General features: G+C 31.0%; 25 protein-coding genes. 8 read left to right on the top strand and 17 right to left on the bottom strand.

From position 1 onward, the window contains the following. Positions 1–21: 21 nt before the first annotated feature. From AJ886_RS01420 to lgt, 4 genes are all read right to left on the bottom strand, one after another. Entirely contained in the window at positions 22–747 is a 726-nt protein-coding gene (locus tag AJ886_RS01420) for a fumarate reductase iron-sulfur subunit (RefSeq protein WP_002854302.1), read from the bottom strand. Continuing rightward, positions 740–2731, bottom strand: a complete 1992-nt coding sequence (locus AJ886_RS01415) for a fumarate reductase flavoprotein subunit (protein ID WP_002854193.1) — start codon at positions 2729–2731, stop codon at positions 740–742. Before AJ886_RS01415 ends, AJ886_RS01420 begins: the two co-directional genes overlap by 8 nt. Continuing rightward, positions 2715–3497 (bottom strand): fumarate reductase cytochrome b subunit, encoded by a 783-nt coding sequence (locus AJ886_RS01410; RefSeq protein WP_002854660.1) that lies wholly within the window; start codon positions 3495–3497, stop codon positions 2715–2717. The genes AJ886_RS01415 and AJ886_RS01410 overlap by 17 nt, the downstream gene beginning before the upstream one ends. Before the next feature lie 68 nt (positions 3498–3565). Further along, entirely contained in the window at positions 3566–4381 is an 816-nt protein-coding gene (gene lgt / locus AJ886_RS01405; RefSeq protein WP_002854600.1) for a prolipoprotein diacylglyceryl transferase, read from the bottom strand. A gap of 89 nt (positions 4382–4470) precedes the next feature. On the opposite strand from lgt, the gene AJ886_RS01400 reads away from it, so the two are divergent. Further along, positions 4471–5370: a membrane lipoprotein lipid attachment site-containing protein gene (locus AJ886_RS01400; protein WP_002861157.1), complete on the top strand. Its 900-nt coding sequence runs from the start codon at positions 4471–4473 to the stop codon at positions 5368–5370. 73 nt (positions 5371–5443) lie between these two features. Here the strand turns inward: AJ886_RS01400 and AJ886_RS01395 are convergent, their stop codons facing one another. The 8 genes from AJ886_RS01395 to gatC all read right to left on the bottom strand — a co-directional run bounded on the left by AJ886_RS01395 (position 5444) and on the right by gatC (position 11752). Further along, positions 5444–6232 (bottom strand): shikimate dehydrogenase, encoded by a 789-nt coding sequence (locus tag AJ886_RS01395; RefSeq protein WP_002861156.1) that lies wholly within the window; start codon positions 6230–6232, stop codon positions 5444–5446. Next, positions 6229–7059, bottom strand: a complete 831-nt coding sequence (locus AJ886_RS01390) for an SPOR domain-containing protein (RefSeq protein WP_002861155.1) — start codon at positions 7057–7059, stop codon at positions 6229–6231. Before AJ886_RS01390 ends, AJ886_RS01395 begins: the two co-directional genes overlap by 4 nt. Before the next feature lie 13 nt (positions 7060–7072). After that, a complete protein-coding gene (locus AJ886_RS01385; RefSeq protein WP_002859481.1) occupies positions 7073–7618 on the bottom strand; it encodes a DUF1882 domain-containing protein in 546 nt (181 codons plus the stop codon). Next, the gene (locus AJ886_RS01380) at positions 7615–8859 is read right to left on the bottom strand and encodes a serine hydroxymethyltransferase (protein ID WP_002861154.1); all 1245 of its coding nucleotides are present in this window, start codon (positions 8857–8859) and stop codon (positions 7615–7617) included. The genes AJ886_RS01385 and AJ886_RS01380 overlap by 4 nt, the downstream gene beginning before the upstream one ends. After that, entirely contained in the window at positions 8856–10361 is a 1506-nt protein-coding gene (gene lysS / locus AJ886_RS01375; RefSeq protein WP_070210145.1) for a lysine--tRNA ligase, read from the bottom strand. Before lysS ends, AJ886_RS01380 begins: the two co-directional genes overlap by 4 nt. Further along, positions 10362–10835 carry a Fur family transcriptional regulator gene (locus AJ886_RS01370; RefSeq protein ID WP_002854230.1) on the bottom strand — a complete coding sequence of 158 codons (474 nt, stop codon included), beginning with the start codon at positions 10833–10835 and terminating at the stop codon, positions 10362–10364. It abuts the gene before it with no gap. A gap of 1 nt (position 10836) precedes the next feature. Further along, entirely contained in the window at positions 10837–11400 is a 564-nt protein-coding gene (locus AJ886_RS01365) for a CvpA family protein (RefSeq protein WP_002882168.1), read from the bottom strand. Positions 11401–11467: 67 nt separating this feature from the next. Beyond that, positions 11468–11752 (bottom strand): Asp-tRNA(Asn)/Glu-tRNA(Gln) amidotransferase subunit GatC, encoded by a 285-nt coding sequence (gatC, locus tag AJ886_RS01360; protein ID WP_002854550.1) that lies wholly within the window; start codon positions 11750–11752, stop codon positions 11468–11470. A 143-nt stretch (positions 11753–11895) separates the two neighbouring features. Between gatC and AJ886_RS01355 the strand changes: the two genes are divergently transcribed. The 7 genes from AJ886_RS01355 (at position 11896) to AJ886_RS01325 (ending at position 18061) form a co-directional block, all read left to right on the top strand. Beyond that, positions 11896–12474 carry a hypothetical protein gene (locus tag AJ886_RS01355; protein ID WP_002851102.1) on the top strand — a complete coding sequence of 193 codons (579 nt, stop codon included), beginning with the start codon at positions 11896–11898 and terminating at the stop codon, positions 12472–12474. Then, complete coding sequence (locus AJ886_RS01350; protein ID WP_002861152.1) at positions 12471–13469, top strand: hypothetical protein; 999 nt, start codon at positions 12471–12473, stop codon at positions 13467–13469. Before AJ886_RS01355 ends, AJ886_RS01350 begins: the two co-directional genes overlap by 4 nt. After that, the gene (locus AJ886_RS01345) at positions 13466–13756 is read left to right on the top strand and encodes a hypothetical protein (protein ID WP_002938172.1); all 291 of its coding nucleotides are present in this window, start codon (positions 13466–13468) and stop codon (positions 13754–13756) included. The genes AJ886_RS01350 and AJ886_RS01345 overlap by 4 nt, the downstream gene beginning before the upstream one ends. Then, on the top strand, positions 13743–14372 hold the full coding sequence (locus AJ886_RS01340) for a type III pantothenate kinase (protein WP_002854234.1): 630 nt from the start codon (positions 13743–13745) through the stop codon (positions 14370–14372). The genes AJ886_RS01345 and AJ886_RS01340 overlap by 14 nt, the downstream gene beginning before the upstream one ends. 118 nt (positions 14373–14490) lie before the next feature. Continuing rightward, positions 14491–15837, top strand: coding sequence for an FAD-dependent oxidoreductase (locus AJ886_RS01335; RefSeq protein ID WP_070287037.1), 1347 nt, complete (start codon positions 14491–14493; stop codon positions 15835–15837). 48 nt (positions 15838–15885) lie between these two features. Then, positions 15886–17328, top strand: coding sequence for a pyruvate kinase (pyk, locus tag AJ886_RS01330; RefSeq protein ID WP_002865887.1), 1443 nt, complete (start codon positions 15886–15888; stop codon positions 17326–17328). Positions 17329–17425: 97 nt separating this feature from the next. Beyond that, the gene (locus AJ886_RS01325) at positions 17426–18061 is read left to right on the top strand and encodes a hypothetical protein (RefSeq protein ID WP_070287036.1); all 636 of its coding nucleotides are present in this window, start codon (positions 17426–17428) and stop codon (positions 18059–18061) included. A 30-nt stretch (positions 18062–18091) separates the two neighbouring features. On the opposite strand, the gene pflB is transcribed toward AJ886_RS01325, so the two are convergent. Genes pflB through der form a run of 5 tightly spaced genes read right to left on the bottom strand, consistent with a single transcriptional unit; the run spans position 18092 to position 24632 of the window. After that, positions 18092–20554, bottom strand: coding sequence for a motility protein PflB (gene pflB, locus AJ886_RS01320; protein WP_070240034.1), 2463 nt, complete (start codon positions 20552–20554; stop codon positions 18092–18094). 9 nt (positions 20555–20563) lie between these two features. After that, positions 20564–21799, bottom strand: a complete 1236-nt coding sequence (gene serS, locus AJ886_RS01315) for a serine--tRNA ligase (protein WP_002861147.1) — start codon at positions 21797–21799, stop codon at positions 20564–20566. A gap of 10 nt (positions 21800–21809) precedes the next feature. Further along, the gene (gene trpS / locus AJ886_RS01310; RefSeq protein ID WP_002861146.1) at positions 21810–22769 is read right to left on the bottom strand and encodes a tryptophan--tRNA ligase; all 960 of its coding nucleotides are present in this window, start codon (positions 22767–22769) and stop codon (positions 21810–21812) included. After that, complete coding sequence (locus AJ886_RS01305) at positions 22766–23263, bottom strand: shikimate kinase (protein WP_079860877.1); 498 nt, start codon at positions 23261–23263, stop codon at positions 22766–22768. Before AJ886_RS01305 ends, trpS begins: the two co-directional genes overlap by 4 nt. Next, on the bottom strand, positions 23250–24632 hold the full coding sequence (gene der, locus AJ886_RS01300; protein ID WP_070240028.1) for a ribosome biogenesis GTPase Der: 1383 nt from the start codon (positions 24630–24632) through the stop codon (positions 23250–23252). The genes AJ886_RS01305 and der overlap by 14 nt, the downstream gene beginning before the upstream one ends. Positions 24633–24665: the final 33 nt, after the last annotated feature.

Genomic DNA, 24665 nt, shown 5'->3' with positions numbered 1-24665 from the left:
CCCCTTAAAAAGGGGAAAGATTTATTTATTTCTTTGAGCCACAAGTTGTCTTCTCATATAAGCAATTTTACTTTGCAAAGGTAATTCTTTAGGGCAATTATCTTCACAAGCAAGCAATGACATACAACCAAAAACACCATCATCATCGCCCACTAATTCATAAAAATCTTCCACACTTCTATGGTCATGCGGATCTTGTAAATATCTAGCTGTTCTTAAAAGTCCTGTAGCAGCTATGAAATTTGGACGCATAAGTTTAGTTGCACAAGAAGCTACACAAATTCCACACTCTATACAACGATCAAGTTCAAAAGTTTCATCCGCAACCTCTGGCTCAATGCGTTCTTCAAGTTTAGAAATATCAGTTTCTTTTTCATTATGCACCCAGCTTTCAACACGCTTACACATGTCTTCAAACCACTCGCCTGTATTCACGCTTAAATCTTTAATATGTCTAAATGCAGGCATAGGCATAAGCTCTATCACTCCATCAGGATAATCTTTAGTTAAAGTTTTGCAAGCAAGTTTTGGCACTCCATTAATCATCATTGCACAAGATCCGCAAATCCCTGCACGACAAACAAAGTCAAAACTCAGATCCGCATCCATTTTTTCACGGATCAAAGTCAAACATACAAAAACTGTCATAAAAGGAGTTTCTTCAAGCTCATAAGTCACAAAATGTGGTTTAGAAATTTTGCTTAAAGGATTATATTTAAATGCCTTTATTGTCAATTTTCTACTCATAATCAACTCCTATTCTTTGGTTTGGTGCTTTATATTTAGCTTGCAATTCATAAGGCATTAAAGCGTTTTGAATTTCATAACGACCTTTGCCTTCAGCTTCCATTTTTTCACGGATAGCATCCACTTCAGCTTGGCGTTTTTCACTTAAAGGATTTTCTATAATATTTCCTTTAGCTCCATATCCACGGAATGCTGGTGGAATTTCCATTTTCATAATATCAAGCTCTTCGTATTCTATGCGTGGTAAGGTTTCGCCTTCTACCCAAAAAGTATTGGTTCTTTTCATCCAATTTAAATCATCTCTTTTTGGATAATCTTCCCTATAATGCGCCCCACGACTTTCTGTTCTTAAAAGCGCTCCATAAGCTACGCAAAGTGCTATTTTTAACATTCTTGGCACTCTATACGCTTCTTCAAGCTCTGGATTTGCACAATCAAGTTCTTTACAATGTACTTTAACGTCTTGAGAATCTTTATAAAGTTTTTCAAGTTCATCTACTGCTTCTTTCAAACCTTCACCTGTTCTAAAGATGGCCACCTTATCCCACATGATTTCTTTCATTCTGTTTTTGATTTCAAAAACATTATGTTTACCTTCTTTATCTACTAAAGATTTTAAATATTGATACTCTTTAGTTAAGAAGTCTTTTACTACATTTGTGTCAATTACTTCACCATTATTTTTACAATAATCTGCAAAATAATCTCCCACTATCATACCTGCTACAACAGTTTCAGCACATGAATTTCCACCTAAACGATTAAATCCGTGCATATCCCAGCAAGCTGCTTCTCCACAAGCAAAAAGTCCGTTTAACCATTGACTTTCACCCGTTGGTTTAGTTCTAATTCCACCCATAGAATAATGCTGCATTGGAAGAACTGGCGCCCAACCTTTTGGACCCTCATCTGCTGGATCAATACCATTAAAAGTTTTACAAATATCTTGTACATCGCGGAGATTTTTTTCCACATGAGCTCTTCCAAGTATAGAAATATCAAGCCATAAATGATCCCCATAAGGGCTTTTTACACCTTTGCCTTTACGAATATGTTCCATCATTCTACGACTTACCACATCACGGCTTGCAAGTTCTTTTTTCTCTGGTTCATAATCAGGCATAAAACGATATCCATCCACATCGCGTAAAATTCCACCATCACCACGACAGCCCTCAGTAAGCAAAATACCGCTTGGCACAATAGGAGTTGGATGAAATTGCACTGCTTCCATATTTGAAAGTCTGCAAAGCCCTGTTTCAAGAGCGATGGCTGCACCCGTTCCTTCGCAAATTACCGCATTTGTAGTTTGTTTATAAATTCTACCATAGCCCCCTGTTGCTATCATGGTTCCTCTTGCAATATAAGCAATGAGTTGTCCATTAGTTAAATCTCTAGCAATTACACCTAAGCATTTTTTACCATCATGGATGATTCTTACCGCTTCCATTCTATCGATGATCTTTACTTGGTGCTTAATGGCTTCATTTGCTACACCATAAAGCATACAATGCCCTGTTGCATCTGCGATATAGCAAGTTCTCCATTTTTTAGTTCCACCAAAATCTCTAGCATTAATAAGCCCGTGCGCTTCTTCTTTTTCTTCAATCACAGTTTTTTGTGCATTGATTACAACAGTTCTTGGACCTTTAGTAACTCTAGTCCAAGGCACACCCCAAGCCGCAAGCTCACGCACTGCTTTTGGCGCAGTTTGAGCAAACATTCTTGCTACTTCTTGATCACAGCCCCAATCACTTCCTTTTACTGTATCTGCAAAGTGAAGATCTTCATTATCACCCTCACCTTTTGCCCCATTTGCTAAACTTGCCTGCATACCTCCTTGCACCGCTGCAGAGTGAGAACGCTTCACTGGACAAATACTTAAAAGTGTTACACTTTGACCACTCTTTGCTACTTCAATAGCCGCTCTAAGACCTGCTAATCCTCCGCCTATTACTAAAGCATCACTATATTGTATATTCATAATTTGCTCCATTGTAGTTTTTTATCATCGCAGTAGTTTGGGTTTGATTTTGGTAGTTTTCATAACCTATTTTTATAAATGCTGCAAGACTTAACACACCTAAAACTAGGAAGAAAATACTGATTATCCATTTAGCAGTTTTAAGCTTTTTGCGACTTTCTTTTACATTTTTTCCTTCAAACCAACCCCATTTAACACAAAGTCTATAAAGCCCTATACTTCCATGAAGTTCAACACAGACTAAAAGAACAGCATAAAAAAGCCACATAAAATGACTTACAACCCTATCTCCTGACATATCGCCGCTGATTTTATCTGCATTGGTTACAATAAAAATAAGATGAGCAGAACCTAAGAAAAACATAATAAAACCTGTAAAAGCTTGAACCCACCATAACGAAGTATCGCTGTGATTCATTTTTTTACTGTGTGTTCTTAGTATTTGATACTGACGGTAATTAATAGGAAATTTTCTCATTGCAAGTAAAGCATGAACGAAAAAAACCACTAAAACACAGGCGGCTAAAAATGAAGTAAGATAACTCATAACAGGATTATCGTAAACAAATTTTAATTCTAAAAAATGCACTACAGAATTAAAAAAATCCTCACTGACTAAAATTGTAGAAACAAAAAGCATATGCACCCACATAAAAAGACCTAAAAAAAGCCCTGAAGCACTTTGGATAAAGTCTAATTTCGCAGGCATTTTACTTTTTTTGCCCTCAATGCTCTTACCCAAATAACCTTCGATAAGCTCACGCATCTTTACTCCTTTGTAAAAAGAAATTAAAAAAATCCATTTCATTATATTACAAAAGTCTTTAAGATAGATTAAATATTTACTTTTTTAAACTTTATACAAATATAAACTAACAAAGCTGTTATAAACATTATAAAACTTAAAATTTGTCCCATACTCATACCCCATAAAACAAAACCTATACCAAAATCAGGCTCGCGATAAAATTCACATATAAATCTTGCCAATGAATAAGCACCAGCATACACAAGAATCAATTCCCCTTGAAAGCTTTGCTTAAATCTTGCTAAATAAACTATAATAAAAACAACAATACCTTCTAAAAATGCTTCATAAAGTTGCGATGGATGGCGCAATACTCCATCAACATAAATTCCCCAAGGCACATTTGTAATGCGACCAAAAAGCTCTTGATTTAAAAAATTTCCTATACGACCAAAAACATAAGCCAATGGAACACTTAAAGCAACCAAATCAAGAAAAATCCAAGGATTTGTTTTATATTTTTTACAAAACAATAAAGTAGCTATCAAAAATCCTATAATTGCTCCATGATAACTCATACCTCGAATACCTACAAATTCACCATTAATATAAGGATTAAAAATTTGCCAAGGATGAGTAATATAATACATAGTATTTGCATCATAAATCAAAATATATCCAAGCCTTGCACCTAAAATAACCCCTATTTCAACCCATATAAAATAACTATCCAAATGTTTTTCATTAATGTCTAGTTGAAATTTTCTTACAAAAAATTTAGCCAAAAGCAAAGCCAAAAGCAAAGCTATAACATACATAATGCCATACCAATGCACCTTTAAACCAAAGATGCTAAAAGCTATAACATTAAAATTTGAATAAATATGCTGCCAAAATTCCATATATCTTTCCTAATTTTCTTTTATAAAAATATAACAAAAAAACTTTAACTTGCTATAATTAACACAAACACATTAAATAAAGGTAAAAAATGAAAAAATATATTTTACTTGCTAGTAGTATGTTAATTTTAGCAGCTTGTGGGGGTACAAGCAGTAATTTTGTCAATGTTTCTATGCCAAATTTTAAACCCCAAGTTCCAACAAAGGTTGAACCTATTGATTCTGGAGTAAGCATTGCTCTTGAGCCTATTAATATAGAACAAAATAACAATTATTCTGATTATTTTGAAAATTCAGTGCTTAAAATTCGCATAGAAAAAGAAATTGATCTTTTAAAACGAAATTTAGAAGAGCAGATCAAAACCATCGCTCAACTAAAAGGCTATAAAATAGTTACTACTAATCCAGACTACACTCTTAAAAGTTCAATCAGTATTTATACGGAAGAAAAAAATGCACAAAAAACAAGCAATTTTATGAGTGGAGATTATGTAAAATCCAATTTAGGTATAAATTTTAAAGGTAAAATAGATTTTATAGATGCACACAATCCACAAAATTCAACCAATCTTTCAAGTAGTACTAAACTAGATTCTTTAGTTGCGCTTAACTATCCTATTAAAAATGATGATGGGGTTAATATGTTTAAAACTACTATCTCCACCGTACCAACTCAACTTAATAAAGGTTTAGAGCAACCTGCTTTTGAAATTGATAAAAGTTTTTTAGCTTTTTATAAAAATACATTAAATACACTTTATAACAATCTACCAAAAGCAACAGACATAGGCAAAACTATACCTAATACAAACAGTGGTTTTAATAGTTTTGATGGCGATGCTACCTTTGAAGAAAGCTTACCTCAAACAAATTCTAATCAAAATAATACAATTGAAAACACGCCTACACAAAATATTCCTACAAATCCATCTTCAACAAATCAAAATAATCAAAGTAAAAATCAAGATGGGGTAGAAATATTTGAATGATAAAACTTGTGAGAAAATTAAACTTTCTCACACAAAAAATAAGATTTTCTTATACAAAAAAATAACTATCATTCTACTTTAAAATCAATGCCTGTTGCATTGCATTTTTTATCATCTCTCTTTTATCTCGTATTTCAAAAAAAAGCTCAAAAGCAAAAACCCCTTGCCATAAAAGCATATCAAGTCCATCTTTAATTTTTAAATGATACTCTTTACACAATCTATAAAAAGGTGTTTCTCTGCCATAAATTACCTCAAAAGCAAATTTAGCTTTAGGTAAAATTCTATCTAAAAGCTCTCTATCACAAGGTAAATTTTCATCTTTTAATCCAGCAGAAGTTGAATTTATAACCAAATCAAAGTCAAAATCTTGCAAGTTTTTATAAAGATAAGTTGGATAAGCTAAAAAATCTTTAAATCTTTCTTTACTACGATTAGCTATATACACTTCTACGCCTTTTTGTTTTAATGCATAAGCAAGCGCCAAAGCTGTACCTCCAGCACCTAAAATCAAAGCTTTTTTTATATTATCAAAATCCTTAATAGCTTCTAAAAAACCTAAAGCATCAGTATTATAAGCGTAAATTTTATCTTCTTTTAAGCATAAAGTATTTGCAGAGCCAATATTTCTAGCAAAATCATCCTTCACATCAGCAATATCTAAAGCTTTTTCCTTAAAAGGCAAAGTAATATTAGCTCCACTAAGTCCTAATTTAAAAAAATCTTCTCTTAAACAGTTAGCATTTCTTAAATGATAGCGTGTATAAATGCTATCAAGTCCTAAGGCTTTGATAGCATTATTATGCATTCTAGGCGATTTAGAGTGAGAAATAGGATCGCCTATAACTGCTAAAAATTTCATTTTAAAGTAAAAGAAAAAGCATCTTTTGCAATATCCTTACGGATTTTAGCAAGTTCTGCTGCAATATCTGCCTTTTCAAATGGTCCTATTAAAACCTTAGTAATTTCTTTACCTCCAACTGTAGTTTTATAAAGTTTATAATCATAACCTTTTTGTTTTACAGAAGCAAGTTCTTTTGATTTTTGATCCAAATTACTTACTGAGAAAATTTGCACATAAATACCCGATGCTAAACCACTTGGATGTACAGGTTTAGCATCAACATTTTTAAATAAATCATTTGCATTTTGTTCTTTTTTAGGGGTTTGTTTTGCACTTTCTTTTTTTACAGCTGTTTGTTTTTTTGCTTCTTCTTTAGGTTTTGCAGTTTGTTTTACTTCTTGTTTGGGAGCACTTGCTTGCGGAGTAGTATTTTCTGAAGTAGTTGCTGTTGGTTCTGCTGGAACTTCTTGATCAGGCATAGCAAAATTTGTACTATCATTGTTATTTGAACTAGAGGTTGTTGTATTTTGAGTTGTATTTTGTTCATCTTGAAATTGTTTTCTTAATGCCTCAAATTGATCTTCTGCTGAAGTATTATCTGTAATTGGCATACTTTCAAAAGAAGTATCATTGTTATTGTCTTGAGTTGCTATAGGTTCACTTGGTAATACACTTTGATTTTGCGTATTTTCATCACCACTACCATTAATAAGTTTCATAACTATCATGATAGCTAAAAACAAAATAACTAAAGCAATAACTCGTAAAAGAATTTTTTTTACTTTTTCACTTTTATTACTTTTTTCTAAAATAATATCATCAAATTCATTTTTTTGATTTTCCATAATTTGTCCTTTCTTACATGTGCTTAGACCAAGAACTTCCTCGTTCTTTTTGATAAACCTCATAAGGCAATATTAAAATATTAAATTCCCTAGGTACATCCATACTAGGAAACACCTTCCATTCTACTGGCATTTTACTTGCAAACATCATTGAAAGTTTAGATGCTAAAGAATAACCTTCGTTTAACGCCGTGTGTCCTTTGTGAATATAAAGATGTAAATGTCCTGGAGTTTTAGTCTTATAGGCTGTGAAATTTATAAAACCTTCCTCTCTTAAAATAAGTTGTGCACGGTGATAAAATCTTTCAGCATTAAAACCATTATAATCAAAGACAATATTTTCTACTTTATTATCTTTTGTTATTAAATCATGAGCGACAACAATTTTTTTAGCAGCGTGTTCTCTCATGACATTTAAATTTAAAGGAGCATCAACTCTTTCAAATTTATCAAAAAATAAGCGACCTCTATGTGTAATTTTATTTACAATTTTATCGCGTCTTATATAATAATGATCGCCAATTATTTTAATTAGCGACATATCCATTGGTGAAATCAAAACATAGCCCTTTCATAAATAATAAAATTACTTGCAAGTTTTTTTAATTCTTGTTTAATATTCTTTTGTAATTTTTCATTATTAATATCATCTAAAATATCTGCAATATAATTTGACACAATTTCCATTTCTTTTTCTTTAAAACCTCTGGCAGTAAGGGCTGGAGTTCCAAGTCTTAATCCACTTGTGATAAAAGGACTTCTAATCTCTCCTGGAACGGTATTTTTATTTGCGGTAATTCCTGCATTTCCAAGAGCTAAATCTGCATCTTTTCCACTAAATTCACGATCTAAAAAACTCATTAAAACAAGGTGATTATCCGTTCCATCGCTAACAAGTTTAAATTTTCTATCCATTAAAACATTAGCTAAAACTTGAGCATTGGTTCTTACTTGTTTTGCATAAACTTTCCACTCATCGCTAAGATTAAATTTAAATCCTACTGCTTTTGCAGCAATTACATGCATCAAAGGACCACCTTGAATACCTGGAAAAATGGCAGAATTAATTTTTTTAGCAAGCTCTTCATCATTTGTCATAATAATACCACCTCTTGGGCCACGCAAAGTTTTATGCGTAGTTGAGCTTACTACATGAGCGTGTGGAAAAGGACTTGGATGCTCACCTGCCACAACAAGACCTGCAATATGTGCTATATCAGCAAAAAGATAGGCGCCTACTTCATCAGCGATTTCTCTAAATTTAGCAAAATCAATCACTCTTGCATAAGCACTAGCTCCACAAACTATAAGTTTTGGTTTTTCTTTTTTAGCAATTTCTCTTACTTTTTCATAATCAATTCTTCCATCAAGTTCTACGCCGTAAAAACAACTTTCGTACATTTTACCTGAAGAACTTACTTTTGCACCATGAGTCAAATGTCCACCATGACTTAAATCCATTCCTAAAATTTTATCACCTGGATTAATCAAAGCCGCATAAACACCTTGATTAGCTTGAGAACCTGAATTAGGCTGAACATTAGCAAATTTACAATTAAAAAGTTTTTTACATCTTTCAATAGCTAAAGTTTCAATCTCATCAACAAATTCGCAACCACCATAATATCTTTTACCTGGATAACCTTCTGCGTATTTGTTTGTCAAGATACTTCCCATAACTTCCATTACTTCAGGTAAAGTGAAATTTTCACTCGCTATCATTTCAAGACCTTCACATTGACGCTCTAACTCTTTGTTTGTCAAATCAAAAATTTCTTTATCAAACATTTCTAAACTCATTCTTTCTCCTTTAGTTCTGATTTTAATGGACGCATTGCAGGAAACAATATCACATCTCGAATAGATTTTTTATTTGTCAAAAGCATAACAAGTCTATCTATGCCTATACCTTGCCCTGCCGTTGGAGGCATTCCATAACCCAAAGCATTTACAAAATCTTCATCCATTTCACAAGCCTCTTCATCGCCTGCATTTTTAGCTTCAATTTGTTTTAAAAATCTCTCATATTGATCAAGCGGATCATTAAGCTCATTAAAACCATTTGCCAATTCTCTTCCGCAAATAAACAGCTCAAATCTCTCAGCAATCTGAGAATCCTCATCACTACGTCTTGATAAAGGACTTATGGAAATAGGAAAATCGATCACAAAAGTAGGATTGATCAATTTTTCTTCCACATAATTATCAAAAAGTTCAGCTTGTAAATGTCCAAGTTCAAGCTTTTCATTCGCTTCAAAACCATCAGCTTTTAATTTAGTAAGAATTTTTTCCTTATCTTCGATTAAATCCCCATCTAAACCACCATATTTACAAAGTGCATCTTTATAGGTTATTCTTTCAAAAGGTTTGGAAAAATCTATCATTTTTCCATCAAATTCTATTGTTTTTCCCAAATTAAGTTTATCCAAAAGTAAAGCAAAAAGTTCTTCAGTTAAATCCATTAAATCTTTATAATTATGATAAGCCCAATAAAATTCTATAGTTGTAAATTCGGGATTATGAGTTAAATCCATACCTTCGTTTCTAAAACAACGATTGATTTCAAAAACCGCCTCAAAACCACCCACTATAAGTCTTTTAAGATAAAGTTCTGGAGCAATTCTTAAAAATCTTTCTACACCTAAAGAATTATGAAAAGTTACAAAAGGCTTAGCGTTTGCTCCACCTGCAATCGGATGCATCATAGGAGTTTCTACTTCTAAAAAGCCTTTATTTTCAAAAAAATGACGAATCAAACTCACCACCTTAGAACGCACTAAAAAATCTTTTCTAACTTCGGCATTCATTATCATATCAACATAACGTTTGCGATATCTTTGCTCAATATCTGTTAATCCATGATATTTTTCAGGTAAAGGAACAATAGCTTTTGTAGCGAGTTTTACTTCACTTGCATGCAAACTAAACTCACCTGTTTTAGTTACAAAAGGAAAACCTTTAATCAAAACAATATCACCCACCTCTAAATTCTTTTTTAAAATCGTATAAAGTTCTTCGCCTACGCTATCTTTACTAAAATAAATTTGTAAATTTGTATCCTCATCTTCAATGTTTGCAAAAATCGATTTCCCAGCTATACGCAAAAGTTTCAAACGTCCTGCAACAACAGCATTGATATTTTCATCCCTTTTTTCAACTTGCTCTAAAATATAAGAAAATTTATCCTTAAAAGTCTTTAAAGACATTTCTTTTTCTAAAAAATGAGGATAAGGATTGATCCCTAAATTTTTTAATTCCTTAGCTTTTTCTATTCTTTGCTGCTCTAAAATATTATCAAACATTTATATTTTTACCTTTGCTTTTTGATTATTACAATCACCACAAACACCATAAAGCTGCATCAAATGCCCTGTAAGTTTAAAACCATGTTCTTTTGCAATCAAGGCTTGCTGTCTTTCTATAATAGGATTTTCAAACTCTATAATTTTTCCGCAATTTTTACATATCATATGATCATGGTGAGGTTTATTGGCAAGCTCGTATTTTTTACCTGCCGAACCAAAAGAAATGGAAGTTACCATTTCTGCTTCTTCAAGCAAATTTAAAGTACGATAAACAGTTGCAATTCCTACATTTAAATCAGGTTCAGCTTGTTTGATTTCCATATATAAACTTTCGGGTGTGTAATGAGTATCACTGTGATAAAGAGTTTTTAAAAGCACTTCTCTTTGCTTGGTATATTTAAGTCCGCCTTGTCTTAATATTTTTTTAAATCTCTCAAGTAAAACATCATATTCCACATTTTCTATCAGCATATCACTCCCCTTTTTGAGTATTGTTTAAATCACTTACAATATCTTGCAACTTTTCACTAGCATGATCTAGACTATTTTCTGTTAAAGGTTGATTCATAATAAAAGATCCCGTTTCTTTAAGTAAATTTAAAGTATAGCTATTTTTAGCAAAATTATCTAATTTATCATTTAAAAAATCGATTCTTGCTACACAAAAAACCAAAATTGCAAAAATTAAAAAGATTTTTGCCCCACCAAATATAAAGCCACCAATACGATCTAAAAAACCTAGGCCACTTAATTTGATCAACTTAGAAAGAAAATTACCCACCAATAAACAAACTATCCAAAAAATAATTAATATGGCCAAAAATCCAGCAAATCCAGCTAAGCTTTGATTTTCTATCTTATAAAAAGTACTTTGTATAAATTCAGCTGCTTGAGTTGCATATTTTGAAGCAATAAAAACACCACCAATAATACCCAAAAGCCCAAAAATTTCTTTTATCAAACCATTGATAATACCCTTAAGCCCTAAAAGCAAGGTAAATCCTAAAATAAAAGCATCAAACCAATAAAAATTCATTTCAATCACTCTCTGATTTTTTTTGTTTTAAATTTATTCTACAAATAAGCACTAAATGCTAAGTTAATCATTCTATGATTTTAGGAACAACAAAAAAATGTTCTTGTTTTTTTGGAGCACAATCCAAAACCTCATCAATAACATTGCTATTTCTTATCTCATCAATCCTCAAAGGAGCTCCACCTTTTATAGTACTCACAGTAATCTCTTGGGAATCTAAATCAAGTTCGTTTAATTTTTCAACAAAATTCACAATTTCACTTAACTGTACAATGGTTTCATTTCTGTTTTTTGTTATTTGTAAAGCACTTAATTTTTCAAGCTTGCTTAATAATTTCTCATCTATTTGCATTTCTTAAACCTTAATAAAAAAGTTAAAATTTTGAAAATTATATCATAAAAAGCTTTAAATTGTTTAGGATATTTTGCAATTTATATGATACAATACCATAATTTTTCTATACAAAAATAAAAATATTTTTTCAAGGATAAATTTTGGGACTAAAAGATAATTTAAAAGCTGTTAAAAATGAACTTAACACAGAAGAACAATTTATAGAAAATTTTATCAAAGGAGAGAGATTTATACGCAAGTATAAATTTTATATATCTGCTGTTGTGATAATTTTAGTTGCTTGGTTTGCTGGAAATTTTATAATCTCAAAAATAAACGATTATAAAACAAAAGAAGCAAATGAAATTTATGCCAATCTAATACAAGATCCTAGCAATAAAAATCTTTTAGAACAACTTAAAAATAAAAATACTAATCTTTACGCTATCTTTTTACTAAAAGAAAATATTAATGATTTTAATAATACAACTCTCCAAAATGAACTAAAACAAATTTATAATAATGCTCAAACAAACACTTTACTTAAAAATATTATCGCATTATCTTTAGGGGATAAATCGATATTTTTAAAAAATTATGATAAATTATTAGAAGCTTACAAACTTTTAGAGCAAAATAAAATCGAAGAAGCTAATGTTTTACTTTCTCAGATAAAAGAAAATTCAAGTTTAAATCAAATAGCTAAAAACCTCAAACATTATCAAGGCATTACACAATGAAAAAAATATTTTTAACACTATTTTGTTTAATATTTCTATGTGCTTGTGGCACCAAAAGACAATATTTTGAACCAAAACAAACCGATGGAGATTTAAGTCATAATAGCAATTTAAAAAGTAAAATCGTTGATTGGAATCTAGTTTCTGCAAAACTTAGCAATAATACAGCTATCTTAAAAAATAATATCTCCATAGACAAGTTTAAACTTCCTAAAAATTATATGCTTCTAGCTTATCAAGATGGGGAATATTTTACTGCAGATAACAATGGAAATTTAAAAATTTTTGACAATTCTTATAATGAAATTTATAATTTTCAATTTGACGCTAGTGTTGTAGGAGTAGCTTCTAATGGAGATGATTTAGCCCTTGTACTTGCAAACAATACCATAGTTCTTGCAAATCGTTCTTTGGGTATTAAATTCAGTCAAACCCTAACCTCAGCTCCAGCCCAAGACAGTCGTACCGCTAATCCTATATTTTTAGACAATATCATCGTTTATCCAACACTAGATGGTAAAATTTTAATTCTTTCAAGAAACAATCTTCAAATCATTAAAGATGTGGTTATTTCAGCAGAAAATTTTTTCAACAATGTAATCCATCTAAGTGTAATCGGAGATAAACTTATAGCAGCAACAGCTAAAAAAATCATTGTTGTAAGCCCTGCTAGAACTCTTTATCTTGACGCTGACATAAAAGATGTTGCACTTAGCGATGATGGTATTTTTATACTAGAAAAAGATGGCACTATTATTAAAACTGATTATAACTTAAGAAAAATTGCGGAAAAAAAATTTGAATTTGCTATTTTTGTAAAAAGCAATATATACAATAATTATTTATATATTTTTGAAAAAACAGGCTATCTTATCAAAATGAATCTAAATTTAGATAATGCACAAGTATTTAAACTTTCAGAAGCTGTTGATAAAATTTCTTTCATGGGAAATGGTAAATTTTACTACGGAGATAAAATTTTAGATTTGCTATGATAAAAATTTTAGAACAAACAATAAAGGCTTTAAAATTAAATTTAAAGCCCTATGACTTAAGTATGTTGACTAGAAAAAAAAGTTATATTTGTGCTAAAGATCAAAATAACATTCTTTTTATGTATACAGGAAAAACAAAATTTTTAATGAAAGATGCCTTATTTTTAGAAAATCTAGCACAGCAAATTAACATAAATAACAAATATTTTTTTAGCATGGCTTCTCTTTGCTCTAAAGCAAAAAATCATCTAGAAATGAAAGGATTTAATATCTATGCTACTCTGTGATATTGGGAATTCAAATGCTAATTTCCTAGATGATAACAAATATTTTACTCTTAGTATAGATCAGTTTTTAGAATTTAAAAATGAACAAAAAATTTTTTATATCAATGTCAATGAACATCTCAAAGAACATTTAAAAAATCAAAAAAATTTTATCAATCTTGAACCTTATTTTTTATTTGATACTATTTATCAAGGATTAGGAATCGATCGCATAGCAGCTTGTTATACTATTGAAGATGGAGTTGTTGTAGATGCAGGTAGTGCTATTACAATTGATATTATTTCTAATTCTATACATCTTGGTGGTTTTATCTTGCCAGGTATTGCAAATTATAAAAAAATTTATAGCCATATTTCACCACGATTAAAAAGTGAATTTAACACTCAAGTTAGTCTTGATGCATTCCCACAAAAAACCATGGATGCTTTAAGTTATGGTGTTTTTAAAGGAATTTACCTACTGATAAAAGATGCCGCTCAAAATAAAAAGCTTTATTTCACTGGTGGAGATGGGCAATTTTTAGCAAATTATTTCGATCACGCAATTTATGATAAACTTTTAATCTTTCGAGGAATGAAAAAGATTATAAAAGAAAATCCCAATTTACTTTATTAAAAATGTTACAAAAATTCTCATTGATATCAAACCTTAATGAAATTTAACTTTTTGTAAAACAAATTCAATTAAACTTCTATTTAGAAAAAAGTTTATTAAAATAAAAAAAGGAAAAACAATGAGCCAACAAGAATTTGATGTGCTTATCATCGGAGCTGGAATTTCAGGAGCAGCATTATTTTACGAGCTTGCAAGATATACAAATATTAAAAATATTGCTTTGATAGAAAAATATAATACAGCTGCAACATTAAATTCTAAGGGAACGAGTAATTCTCAAACCATTCATTGTGGAGATATTGAAACCAATTATACTTTAGAAAAAGCGCGAAAAGTAAAAAGAACAGCTGATATGATAGTTAAATATGGACTCATGCAAAATGCGCAAAATAATTTCATGTTTTCTCATCAAAAAATGGCTCTAGCTGTTGGAGATATAGAATGTGATTATATGAAAAAACGCTATGAAGAATTTAAAGAACTTTATCCTTATATAAAATTTTTCGATAAAGCAAAAATCAAACAAATTGAACCCAAGGTTGTTTTAGGAGAAGATTGCAATCAAGATAGACCTGAAAATATCTGTGCCATGGGTGTTGAAAGCGGCGAGGTTTTTACAACTGTAGATTTTGGGAAAATGAGTATAAATCTAATAGAACAAGCCCAAAAACAAAATAAAAATACTTTCGTTACTTTTAATCAAGAAATTATTCACATAGAAAAAAAGGATGATATTTTTATATTAAAAACCTCAAATCATCAAGAATACCATGCCAAAAGCGTAGTTGTCAATGCTGGAGCGCACTCTTTATATTTAGCACATAAAATGAACTTAGGTATGGATAAGTCTTGTTGGCCTGTTGCAGGAAGTTTTTATTTAACCAAACAAAAACTTTTAAATGGTAAGGTTTATATGGTGCAAAATCCTAAACTTCCATTTGCAGCTCTTCATGGAGATCCTGATTTACTTGCTGATATGAACACTCGCTTTGGACCTACCGCACTTGTTATTCCAAAACTAGAACGTTATCATGGTCTAAAATCAGTTCCAGAATTTTTTGAAGCGCTAAAACTTGATAAAACTGTTTTAAAAGTAACTTTTAATATGTTTAAAGATGCAACAATTAGAAATTACATCTTTTATAATTATCTTTTTGAACTACCTTTTGTTGATAAAAGCTTATTTGTTAAAGATGCCAAAAAAATAGTCCCAAGTCTTAAAGCAAGCGATATTTATTATGCGAAAGGTTTTGGAGGCGTAAGACCGCAAGTTATTGATAAAACTAAAGGAGAATTAATGCTAGGTGAAGCAAGCATCACAGAAACCCCTGGTATTATTTTCAATATGACTCCAAGTCCTGGAGCAACAAGTTGTTTAGGAAATGCTGAAAGAGATGCAAAGCTTGTGTGTAATTACCTAGGAATGGAATTTAACGAAGATAAATTTTCTTCAGAATTATTGTAATCATTTTGTTTCTATTTTTAGCTACAATAATTTCAAAAGGAGTTTACCATGCTTAAAAAAACAAAAATTGTAGCCACAGTAGGTCCAGCAAGTGAAAAGGAAGAAATTCTACGCCAAATGATTATCAATGGTGTAAATGTTTTCCGTTTAAACTTTTCTCATGGAACACATGAGTATCATAAAAAAAACTTAGATACCATAAGAAGAGTAGCTAAAGAATTGCATACTCGTATTGGAATTTTACAAGACATTAGTGGTCCTAAAATTCGTACAGGCGAACTTAAAGAACCATTTGAATTAAAAAAGGGTGATAGACTTGATTTTTATCGTGAAACAATTTTAGGGGAGAAGATTGCTCAAAATCATTATAAAATCAGCATCAATCAAAAATCCATTTTAGATATGTTAAAAATTGATGAATATATTTATCTATATGATGGATCAATTCGTGCTAAAGTAGTAAGCATAGATAATCAAAAAATTGAAACCATTATAGAAAATGATGGTTTTTTAAACTCAAATAAAGGTATTAATTTTCCGAATACTAAAATCAATATTGATGTTATTACACAAAAAGATAAAAATGATTTACTTTGGGGTATAAAAAATGAAGTAGATTTTTTAGCAATATCTTTCGTACAAAATGCACACGATATTGATGAAGTTCGTGAAATTTTAGCACAAAATAACGCAAAAATATCTATTTTTGCAAAAATTGAAAAATTTGATGCAGTAGAAAATATTGATGAGATTATTAAATCTAGCGATGGTATAATGGTTGCAAGAGGAGACTTAGGTATTGAGGTACCTTATTATAAAGTTCCTAATATCCAAAAAGAAATTATACAAAAAGCAAACAATGCCTCTAAGCCTGTTATTACTGCAACTCAGATGCTTTTTTCATTAGCCAAAAGCAAAACCGCCACAAGAGCTGAAATTTCAGATGTTGCAAATGCTGTTTTAGATGGAACAGATGCAGTAATGCTAAGTGAAGAAAGCGCCGTTGGTATAGATCCTGCAAACGCTGTTGATATAATGTGCCAAACTATAATAGAAACAGAAAAACGCTATCCATATAACAAATTTAATGATTTTAATGATTTAGACAATACAGATAAAATCATGCGTTCTTCAGCTCATCTTGCAACAGATCTTAACGCTGATGCTATTTTTTCTTTAACAAGTAGCGGAAAATCTGCTATTAAGATTGCAAGATATCGTCCAAATATAGAAATCATAGCAGTAGGGCATTCTGAAAAAACCTTAAACTCTTTAAGTATAGTTTGGGGAGTTAATCCTGCGATCTTGGTTAACAAAAGTAATGAACTTACAGAATTATTAAAAGACTCTGTAAGATCAAGTGTTGAAAAAGGTTTTATGGATGAAGACAAATGCTATCTTCTAACTGCAGGCTTTCCAACAGGAGTAGAAGGTACTAGCAATCTTATCCGCATTCTCAATAAAGAGCAAATTGCTTATTATCTACAATAAAACATTAAATTCCTTTGAAAATAAGGAATTTAATGTCCTTATAAATTTTTTAAGTCAAAAGTCGATATAAATTAAAGCCTCACACAAAGGAGCAAATATGCAAGTGAATACTTTTTCAAATATCGCTAGCATGGCACAAACACAAGTTAGCAATAAGAAGGCAGATGATGCTAAGGAAAACACAAAAGACAAAAATGTTCAAAGTGCTAATTCTAGCAAGGATGTAGATAAAAATACCCTTGAAAAATTAAATGCACTTGATGGAAAGGGCATTACACAAATTTACCTAGTTCAGTTTCAACAGCAAACAATGAATGCTGTAATAGGTTCGAGCAATGCCCAAACTGGACTAGATAGTCTTTTAAATGGTACCAATTTAGATACTGCGAAATCTATACTTACAAATATTGATTTTGCATCCTTAGGCTACAGTGGCAAAAATCCACTTGATATGAATACAGATGAACTTCAACAACTTGTAAGTGAAGATGGTTTTTTTGGAGTGGAAAATACAGCCAATCGCATCGCGGATTTTGTTATTAAAGGCGGTGGCGACGATGTTGAAAAATTGAAAAAAGGTCTTGAAGGTATGAAAAAAGGATTTGAGCAAGCAGAAAAAATGTGGGGTGGAGAACTTCCTCAAATCAGTCAAGATACAATAGATGCGGCACTTAAAAAAGTTAGCGATCGCATTGATGAACTAGGCGGAAAAACTCTAGATCTTCAAGCTTAACTAAAAATGCTTAGAAAGTTCTAAGCATTTTTAGTTGTTATTAATATCAAAAGTAAAAAATTCACTCTTAAAATTATTAGGTAAAGTTTTATACTGAGATATCGCAGCTTCATAGTTCTTTACTTCTTGATACAACATACCAAGAGCTGCTTTACTTTCTTTGTTATTTTTATCTGTAAGTTTAGAAAGCTGCAAAAGCGCTATAGCTGAATTTGGATTATTTGCACCTACGGCTGCTACGGCTGCTAAAAATAAAGTTTTAGTATCTTTAGCTCCATAATCATCAATCAAAGAATTGTAAAGCGCATAAGCCTCCTCGTATTGCTGTGCAAAAATATCCAAATAAGCTAAAGTTTGCAAAATACCCTCATCTTTTGCTCCTGAAACATTAATCAACTCTTTAAATTTCTGTCTTTCTAAATTTAAAAGCCCTGCAATATGCATTAAATTAACATAAAATTCCCTAGCTATATTTGGCCCACCAAAAACACTACGATAATCAAGTTTTAAATTTTTAAAATGAATTTGAGCATTTTGAGCATATTCTTTAATATTTAAATTTGAATTTAAAGAATTAAAATACAAAATATTTGTCAAAATATCTTCAGGCAACTCTGAACGCAATTTAGCAATTTTCACATCTACTTGATTATTAAGGTTATTATTTTTAGCAACAATAGCTTCAAAAATCAAACTCAAAGGCGTATCTTTTTTTGCTTCATCTAAATAAGGAAGCATAGAAATATAATTATTATTAACTAAAAATAACATACTTTTTTGCATATTAGCTTTAAAATTAGAATCAGCAGCTATATTATCAAGAATTTCATTGTAAAGTTTAGTTGTATCAATATCAATTAATTTTGCACAAAACATAGCAAAAGCACCTGCTAAGTAATTTTTAGGATTAAGATGATATGAACTTGAAAAATGCTTATAAGCAAGTTCATAATTTTGCATTTGGGCATAAGTTAAAGCCAAATTATAATGTAAAATACTATGTTCTGGATAATCCTTGATAAGTTTTTGAAATTCTTGGTTAGCAAGGCGTAACTTCTGATTTAATGCATAGTTAATAATATTGGCAATTTTTACATTGGTAGATGAAAGAGCCTTGCTTGTATTAAGATAAACTCCCGCATCAGCACTATCATCAACGAAATCTGTAACATTAGCTTTTTTAATATATAAAGCAGCCTGCTTACTATCAAAAACTTGATAAGGCGCAAAATAAAAAAGCAAATCGAATTGATCTTTTTGTTTTTTTAACAAATCTTTTGAAAAAGAATTTTGAGCAACTGCTATATTAAAAAGATCCTTATTTAAACGAACTTGAATTTTATAAGCATCTAAAATCTTATATCTATCTTTATCATTATCATAAGAATTTTGCAAGCGCGCTAACATATCTTGATAATTTCCTGTTTTAATATCAACCAATGTTAAAGCCGCCAAACTTTGATTAAAATCTCTTTCAATTTTCATCGCTGTACTTAAAGCGACTTTAGCTTTAGCATATTCTCCTATTCTAGCGTATAAAAGACCTAAAGATAAACTAGATTCAAAATTGCCTTGAGAATTTAATTGCTGTATAGCCTTGGAATCAAAGTCCATTTTTGCATAAATTTTAGCAGACAAATACTTTGCAACATCAGAATACGGCTCCACATCTGTTCTTTGTAACATTTGTAAAGCCTCAGGGTAATATCCTTTGTAATAATTAATCAAGCTTAAATAATAATCATATAATTTTGATTTTCCTTCTTTTGGAAGATACACTTGAGCTAAATCAATATAATATCTAAATTTTTCCTTATCATTAAGCTTTAAAGCACAAACAGCAGCATTGATAGCAGCTACACTTTGATTTTCTCCATTGGCTATAGCTTTCTTGAAGCTTTCAAAAGCTTCTTGGAATTTATTCTCATTCATTTGAGAAACGCCTAAATTATAATTAGATAAAGATTCGTTATATACGGCAACTTGCTCATAAACTTTTAAAGCCTGTTCAACCTCACCCTTTAAATATAAAGCATTTGCTTTTTGGATCATACCATCAATTCTTTGCATATCATTGTATTTATATGATTCATCAGGCATAACAACAGGTTGTTCTAAAGGCTTAGAAGCTATAATATCTGGTTTAATTTTTCCTTCACTAAAAGTTAAATAAAAAAGTGTAAAAACTAAAATACAAATAATCCCCAAAGATAAACCCACAAGAGACATAAACTTACGATCTTTATACCAAGGCGTAGGCTCTTGACTTTCAACTTCTTCAAAAGTTAATACATCTTCAGGCGCACTTTCTCTTGTAAATTTAAAACCACTATCACTATTTTCTTGAGGTAATTCTTCTGGCAATGATGCAAATTCTTCATCTTCTGGAGCTTGCCCCTCTTGCCCTTTAAATCCCTCTAAACTCTCATCAAGTCTTGGTTGATTTAAGCCATCTTCGGGTTTTTCTAGTATTATATCTTCTTGTTCAGCCATCTATACTCTTTAAAAATATTTTTTCAAAGCATCAGGAATATGAATTTTTCCTTCTTTGTCTTGATAATTTTCCATAATCGCTACCAAGGTTCTTCCTACTGCCAAAGATGAGCCATTAAGAGTGTGAACGAGTTCATTTTTTCCTTGTTCATTTTTATAGCGAATTTTAGCACGTCTTGCTTGAAAATCACGACAATTTGAAACCGAGCTGATCTCACGATATTTATTTTGTCCTGGAAGCCACACTTCAAGATCCACAGTTTTTGCTGCACTAAAACCCAAATCTCCAGTGCAAAGCATCAAATGTCTATGCGCTAAACCTAAAGAACTCAGCAAATCACTTGCACACTCAAGCATTTCATTAAACACGCTATCACTTTGCTCAGGTTTAGTAATACTTACAAGCTCTACTTTTTCAAACTGGTGTTGTCTTATAATACCTCTTGTATCACGCCCTGCACTGCCTGCTTCTTTTCTAAAACAAGCGCTATAACAAGTCATTTTTATCGGTAAAGTTTCACTCGCTAAAATTTCTCCACTATAAAGATTGGTTACTGGAATTTCAGAAGTTGAGATCAAATACAAATCCTCATCATCTACCTTATACATATCTTCTTTAAATTTTGGCAACTGACCTGTCCCAAACATAGTAGCACCATTTACCAAAAAAGGCACATTAACAAATTCAAATCCACGACTTCTATTAAAATCTATCATATAATTTACCAAAGCGCGGCTTAATAAAGCTCCTTCGTTTTTAAGCACACAAAAACGACTTTGTGAAATTTTTACCCCACGCACAAAATCAAGCCAATTTAAACTCTCACCTAATTCAAAATGTTCTTTTGGAGTAAAATCAAAGCTAGGTGGATTTAAAACTTCTTTAAGCTCCACATTTTCATCTTCGTCTTCACCCACAGGCACACATTCATCAGGGATATTTGGGATGGCATGAGCGATTTCTTCAAGCTCATTTTCTAAAGCATTTACTTTAGCGCTTTGCTCATTAATTTTACTTTTATTTTCGCTTAATTTTGCTTTTAAACTTTCTTTATCTTCGGTTGTAGCAAGTTCTTTACTGAATTTATTTTGAAAAGCTTGAAATTCTTCTAAAGCTGTTTTTTCTTTTTTTAAACTTGCAAAAAGTTCAGCAAGTTTTTTTAAGATATTTTCATCAACTTTTTTATTTTTTAACTTTTTAGCCACTTCATCAAAATTATTTTGCAAATTTTTTAAATCTAGCATTTTCTACTCCTTAAAGTCCGATTTTTTCATAAATTTTTTGCATTTTTTCTTGGGCGATTTTTCTTGCTTTTGTCGCACCAAAATCCAAAATTTCTTTCAAATGCGAAGGCTTTTCTAAAAGCTCATTATATTTTTCTCTTGCTTCTTTAAAATAAGCATTTACAAGCTCGTTTAAATACATTTTAAAATGTCCATAACCCTCACCACCTTTTTCATAGCGTATTTGTAATTCTTTTTGCCCTGATTCATCTAAAAAAAGCTTTGCGATTTTAAAAATATTGCAGTTTTCATGATCTTTTGGATCTTCTAAAGCGGTGCTATCTGTAACTATAGAAGAAATTTGTTTTTTTAAGGTTTTTTCACTGCTAAAAATATCTATAGTATTTTGATAAGATTTACTCATTTTTGCCCCATCGGTGCCTACAACTACAGCTACTTCTTCATTAACTTTAGCCTCTGGAAGGGTAAAAATTTCACCCCATTCATTATTAACTTTTAAAGCAATATCACGTGCGATTTCAACATGTTGGATTTGATCTTTTCCCACAGGAACAATTTGTGTATCAAAAAGTAAAATATCAGCTGCCATTAAAACAGGATAAGAAAAAAGTCCGTGTGAAGCACTAAGCCCCTTAGCAACTTTATCCTTATAACTATGCGCACGCTCTAATAAACCCATAGGAGTAAATTGCGATAAAATCCAATAAAGCTCCATAACTTCCTTAACATCACTTTGCAACCAAAAAACGCTCTTTTGTGGATCTATACCAAGGCTTAAAAAAGCCGCAGCAGCTTTTAAGGAATTTTGTTGAATTTTTTCTCCATCTTGAGAAGAAGTCATGGCATGATAATTAGCAATAAACATAAACATTTGGTTTTTTTCTTGCGCATCTACCATTTGTTTAATCGCACCAAAATAATTACCTATATGCAAATCGCCACTTGGCTGAAGGCCTGTTAATACTCTCATTTTATCACCTTTTTAATCTCGCTTAAAAGCTCATCTATATTTTTATTTTCTATATTTAAAATAAAATTTGCCTTTTGTTCATACTTGCTTAAACGCTCATTATATAATTTTTTTGCTTTAATTTCATCATAAAATAAAGGTCTTTTAGAAATTTCATTTTCATCTAAACGCTTTTTTAAATATTCAAAATCTGCTTTTAAATAAATACAAAAACCTGCTTTTTCTAAATTTGAAACATTAACAAAGCCCCCACCTGTAGCAATACAAGTTTTCTCACAAGAACTAAAAAAATCAGCCATTTTTTGCTCTTGTTCTCTAAAAAAATTCTCACCTTTTTGCGCAAAAATTTCACTGACTTTTTGATTAAATTTTTGTTCTATTAAAAAATCACTATCTAAAAAAACAAGATCTAAATCCTTAGCTAAAGCTCTTGCTAAAGTGCTTTTTCCAGAACCCATAAATCCTATAAAAACGATATTTTTAACTTTCATCATTTTCTTTACTGCCCTTTTTACGCGAAGCGATCACTAAAGGCACACCTTCGAAATTAAATTCTTTTCTGATTTGATTTTGCAAATAACGCTTGTAGCTAAAATGCAAGGCCTTAGGACGATTCATAATAAGTGCAATTTTTGGCGGTGCTAAGTCATATTGTACTGCATAATAAATTTTAACCAATTTCCCATAATCATGCGGCAAAGGATGTGCTCTTGTGGCATTTTCTATCAAGGTATTAAGCTTAGAAGTTTGGATTTTTTGAGTAAAATTTTCAAAAATTTGCAAAATTTTATCGAGTAAAACATGCACCCTTTTTCCACTTAAAGCTGATACACTAATCACGGGTGCGTAAGCTAGAAATTTAAAACGATCAAGACGCAATTCTTTTACAGTCTTATCAAAATCCATCTCACTTTTATCCCATTTATTTAAAACAATAATCACACCCAAACAATGCTTAGCCACAAGCCCAGCAATGCGTTCATCAAGCTCGTTAAAGCCCTCATGCGCATCTAAAACCAAAAGTGCTATTTGAGAATGAGATAAAATTTTTTCCGTGCGATTTAGTGCAAAGCGTTCTAGTCCTTGAATTTTACCCCTTTTTCTAATACCTGCAGTATCAACAAATTCTATCACTTTATCTTTATGAACTACACTTTCATTAACAGGATCTATAGTAGTTCCTGCGATAGAACTTACAACACTGCGTTCTTGCTTAACCAAAGCATTTAAAAGACTTGATTTTCCAACATTTACACGCCCTACAATACCCACTCTGATATGATTTTGATCAACTTCTTTAAATTGAAATTCTTTTCCTTCTTCATAATGCTCTAAAAAATCTTCTAAATTTTCTTCTTCATCGGGGATTAAAAACTCTTCATGTAAAAATTTTCCAAGCCATTCATAAAGTTCATCTAAGCCTACATTATGAGTTGCTGAAAGATTAAAGATTTCCTTTACGCCAAAATTTGCAAACTCCCAAGCCCTTTCTTCATCTTTTTTATTATCTACTTTATTAATCACTAAGGCTATAGGTTTTCCAAGTTTTTTTAAAGAATAAAAAAACTGTCTATCCTCATCATCAGGCGCTAATTTCCCATCAACTAGATAAAGTATGATATCGCTTTCTTTAGCTACTTTTAAAGTGTTTTTTTTCACATTTTTAAAAAGTTCATCACTTTCATCAAGCCCCCCACTATCAATAAGCATGGCTTTTTTTGAATGAATATGAATTTCTGTTTTATTTGTATCTCTAGTTGTGCCTGAAATATCACTTGTAATAGCTATTCTTTGTCTTGCCATTCTATTAAAAAGACTTGATTTTCCCACATTTGGCTTGCCTATAAGTATGATGCTTTGCATTTTTTTCCTAGAAAATTATATTTTTAAAATTAT

The organism is Campylobacter sp. BCW_6465, from assembly GCF_001762815.1.
In the GTDB taxonomy this organism is placed as follows: domain Bacteria; phylum Campylobacterota; class Campylobacteria; order Campylobacterales; family Campylobacteraceae; genus Campylobacter_D; species Campylobacter_D jejuni.
Note: the sequence above shows the minus strand (reverse complement) of the source record. Positions and strands in the feature narration are given on the sequence as shown.

Excerpts from the sequence above, each read along its gene's own strand:
- AJ886_RS01420 (WP_002854302.1), bottom strand. The coding sequence starts at position 747 with ATGAGTAGAAAATTGACAATAAAGGCATTTAAATATAATCCTTTAAGC.
- AJ886_RS01415 (WP_002854193.1), bottom strand. The coding sequence starts at position 2,731 with ATGAATATACAATATAGTGATGCTTTAGTAATAGGCGGAGGATTAGCA.
- AJ886_RS01410 (WP_002854660.1), bottom strand. The coding sequence starts at position 3,497 with ATGCGTGAGCTTATCGAAGGTTATTTGGGTAAGAGCATTGAGGGCAAA.
- lgt (WP_002854600.1), bottom strand. The coding sequence starts at position 4,381 with ATGGAATTTTGGCAGCATATTTATTCAAATTTTAATGTTATAGCTTTT.
- AJ886_RS01400 (WP_002861157.1), top strand. The coding sequence starts at position 4,471 with ATGAAAAAATATATTTTACTTGCTAGTAGTATGTTAATTTTAGCAGCT.
- AJ886_RS01395 (WP_002861156.1), bottom strand. The coding sequence starts at position 6,232 with ATGAAATTTTTAGCAGTTATAGGCGATCCTATTTCTCACTCTAAATCG.
- AJ886_RS01390 (WP_002861155.1), bottom strand. The coding sequence starts at position 7,059 with ATGGAAAATCAAAAAAATGAATTTGATGATATTATTTTAGAAAAAAGT.
- AJ886_RS01380 (WP_002861154.1), bottom strand. The coding sequence starts at position 8,859 with ATGAGTTTAGAAATGTTTGATAAAGAAATTTTTGATTTGACAAACAAA.
- lysS (WP_070210145.1), bottom strand. The coding sequence starts at position 10,361 with ATGTTTGATAATATTTTAGAGCAGCAAAGAATAGAAAAAGCTAAGGAA.
- AJ886_RS01370 (WP_002854230.1), bottom strand. The coding sequence starts at position 10,835 with ATGCTGATAGAAAATGTGGAATATGATGTTTTACTTGAGAGATTTAAA.
- AJ886_RS01365 (WP_002882168.1), bottom strand. The coding sequence starts at position 11,400 with ATGAATTTTTATTGGTTTGATGCTTTTATTTTAGGATTTACCTTGCTT.
- gatC (WP_002854550.1), bottom strand. The coding sequence starts at position 11,752 with ATGCAAATAGATGAGAAATTATTAAGCAAGCTTGAAAAATTAAGTGCT.
- AJ886_RS01350 (WP_002861152.1), top strand. The coding sequence starts at position 12,471 with ATGAAAAAAATATTTTTAACACTATTTTGTTTAATATTTCTATGTGCT.
- AJ886_RS01345 (WP_002938172.1), top strand. The coding sequence starts at position 13,466 with ATGATAAAAATTTTAGAACAAACAATAAAGGCTTTAAAATTAAATTTA.
- AJ886_RS01340 (WP_002854234.1), top strand. The coding sequence starts at position 13,743 with ATGCTACTCTGTGATATTGGGAATTCAAATGCTAATTTCCTAGATGAT.
- AJ886_RS01335 (WP_070287037.1), top strand. The coding sequence starts at position 14,491 with ATGAGCCAACAAGAATTTGATGTGCTTATCATCGGAGCTGGAATTTCA.
- pyk (WP_002865887.1), top strand. The coding sequence starts at position 15,886 with ATGCTTAAAAAAACAAAAATTGTAGCCACAGTAGGTCCAGCAAGTGAA.
- AJ886_RS01325 (WP_070287036.1), top strand. The coding sequence starts at position 17,426 with ATGCAAGTGAATACTTTTTCAAATATCGCTAGCATGGCACAAACACAA.
- pflB (WP_070240034.1), bottom strand. The coding sequence starts at position 20,554 with ATGGCTGAACAAGAAGATATAATACTAGAAAAACCCGAAGATGGCTTA.
- serS (WP_002861147.1), bottom strand. The coding sequence starts at position 21,799 with ATGCTAGATTTAAAAAATTTGCAAAATAATTTTGATGAAGTGGCTAAA.
- trpS (WP_002861146.1), bottom strand. The coding sequence starts at position 22,769 with ATGAGAGTATTAACAGGCCTTCAGCCAAGTGGCGATTTGCATATAGGT.
- AJ886_RS01305 (WP_079860877.1), bottom strand. The coding sequence starts at position 23,263 with ATGATGAAAGTTAAAAATATCGTTTTTATAGGATTTATGGGTTCTGGA.
- der (WP_070240028.1), bottom strand. The coding sequence starts at position 24,632 with ATGCAAAGCATCATACTTATAGGCAAGCCAAATGTGGGAAAATCAAGT.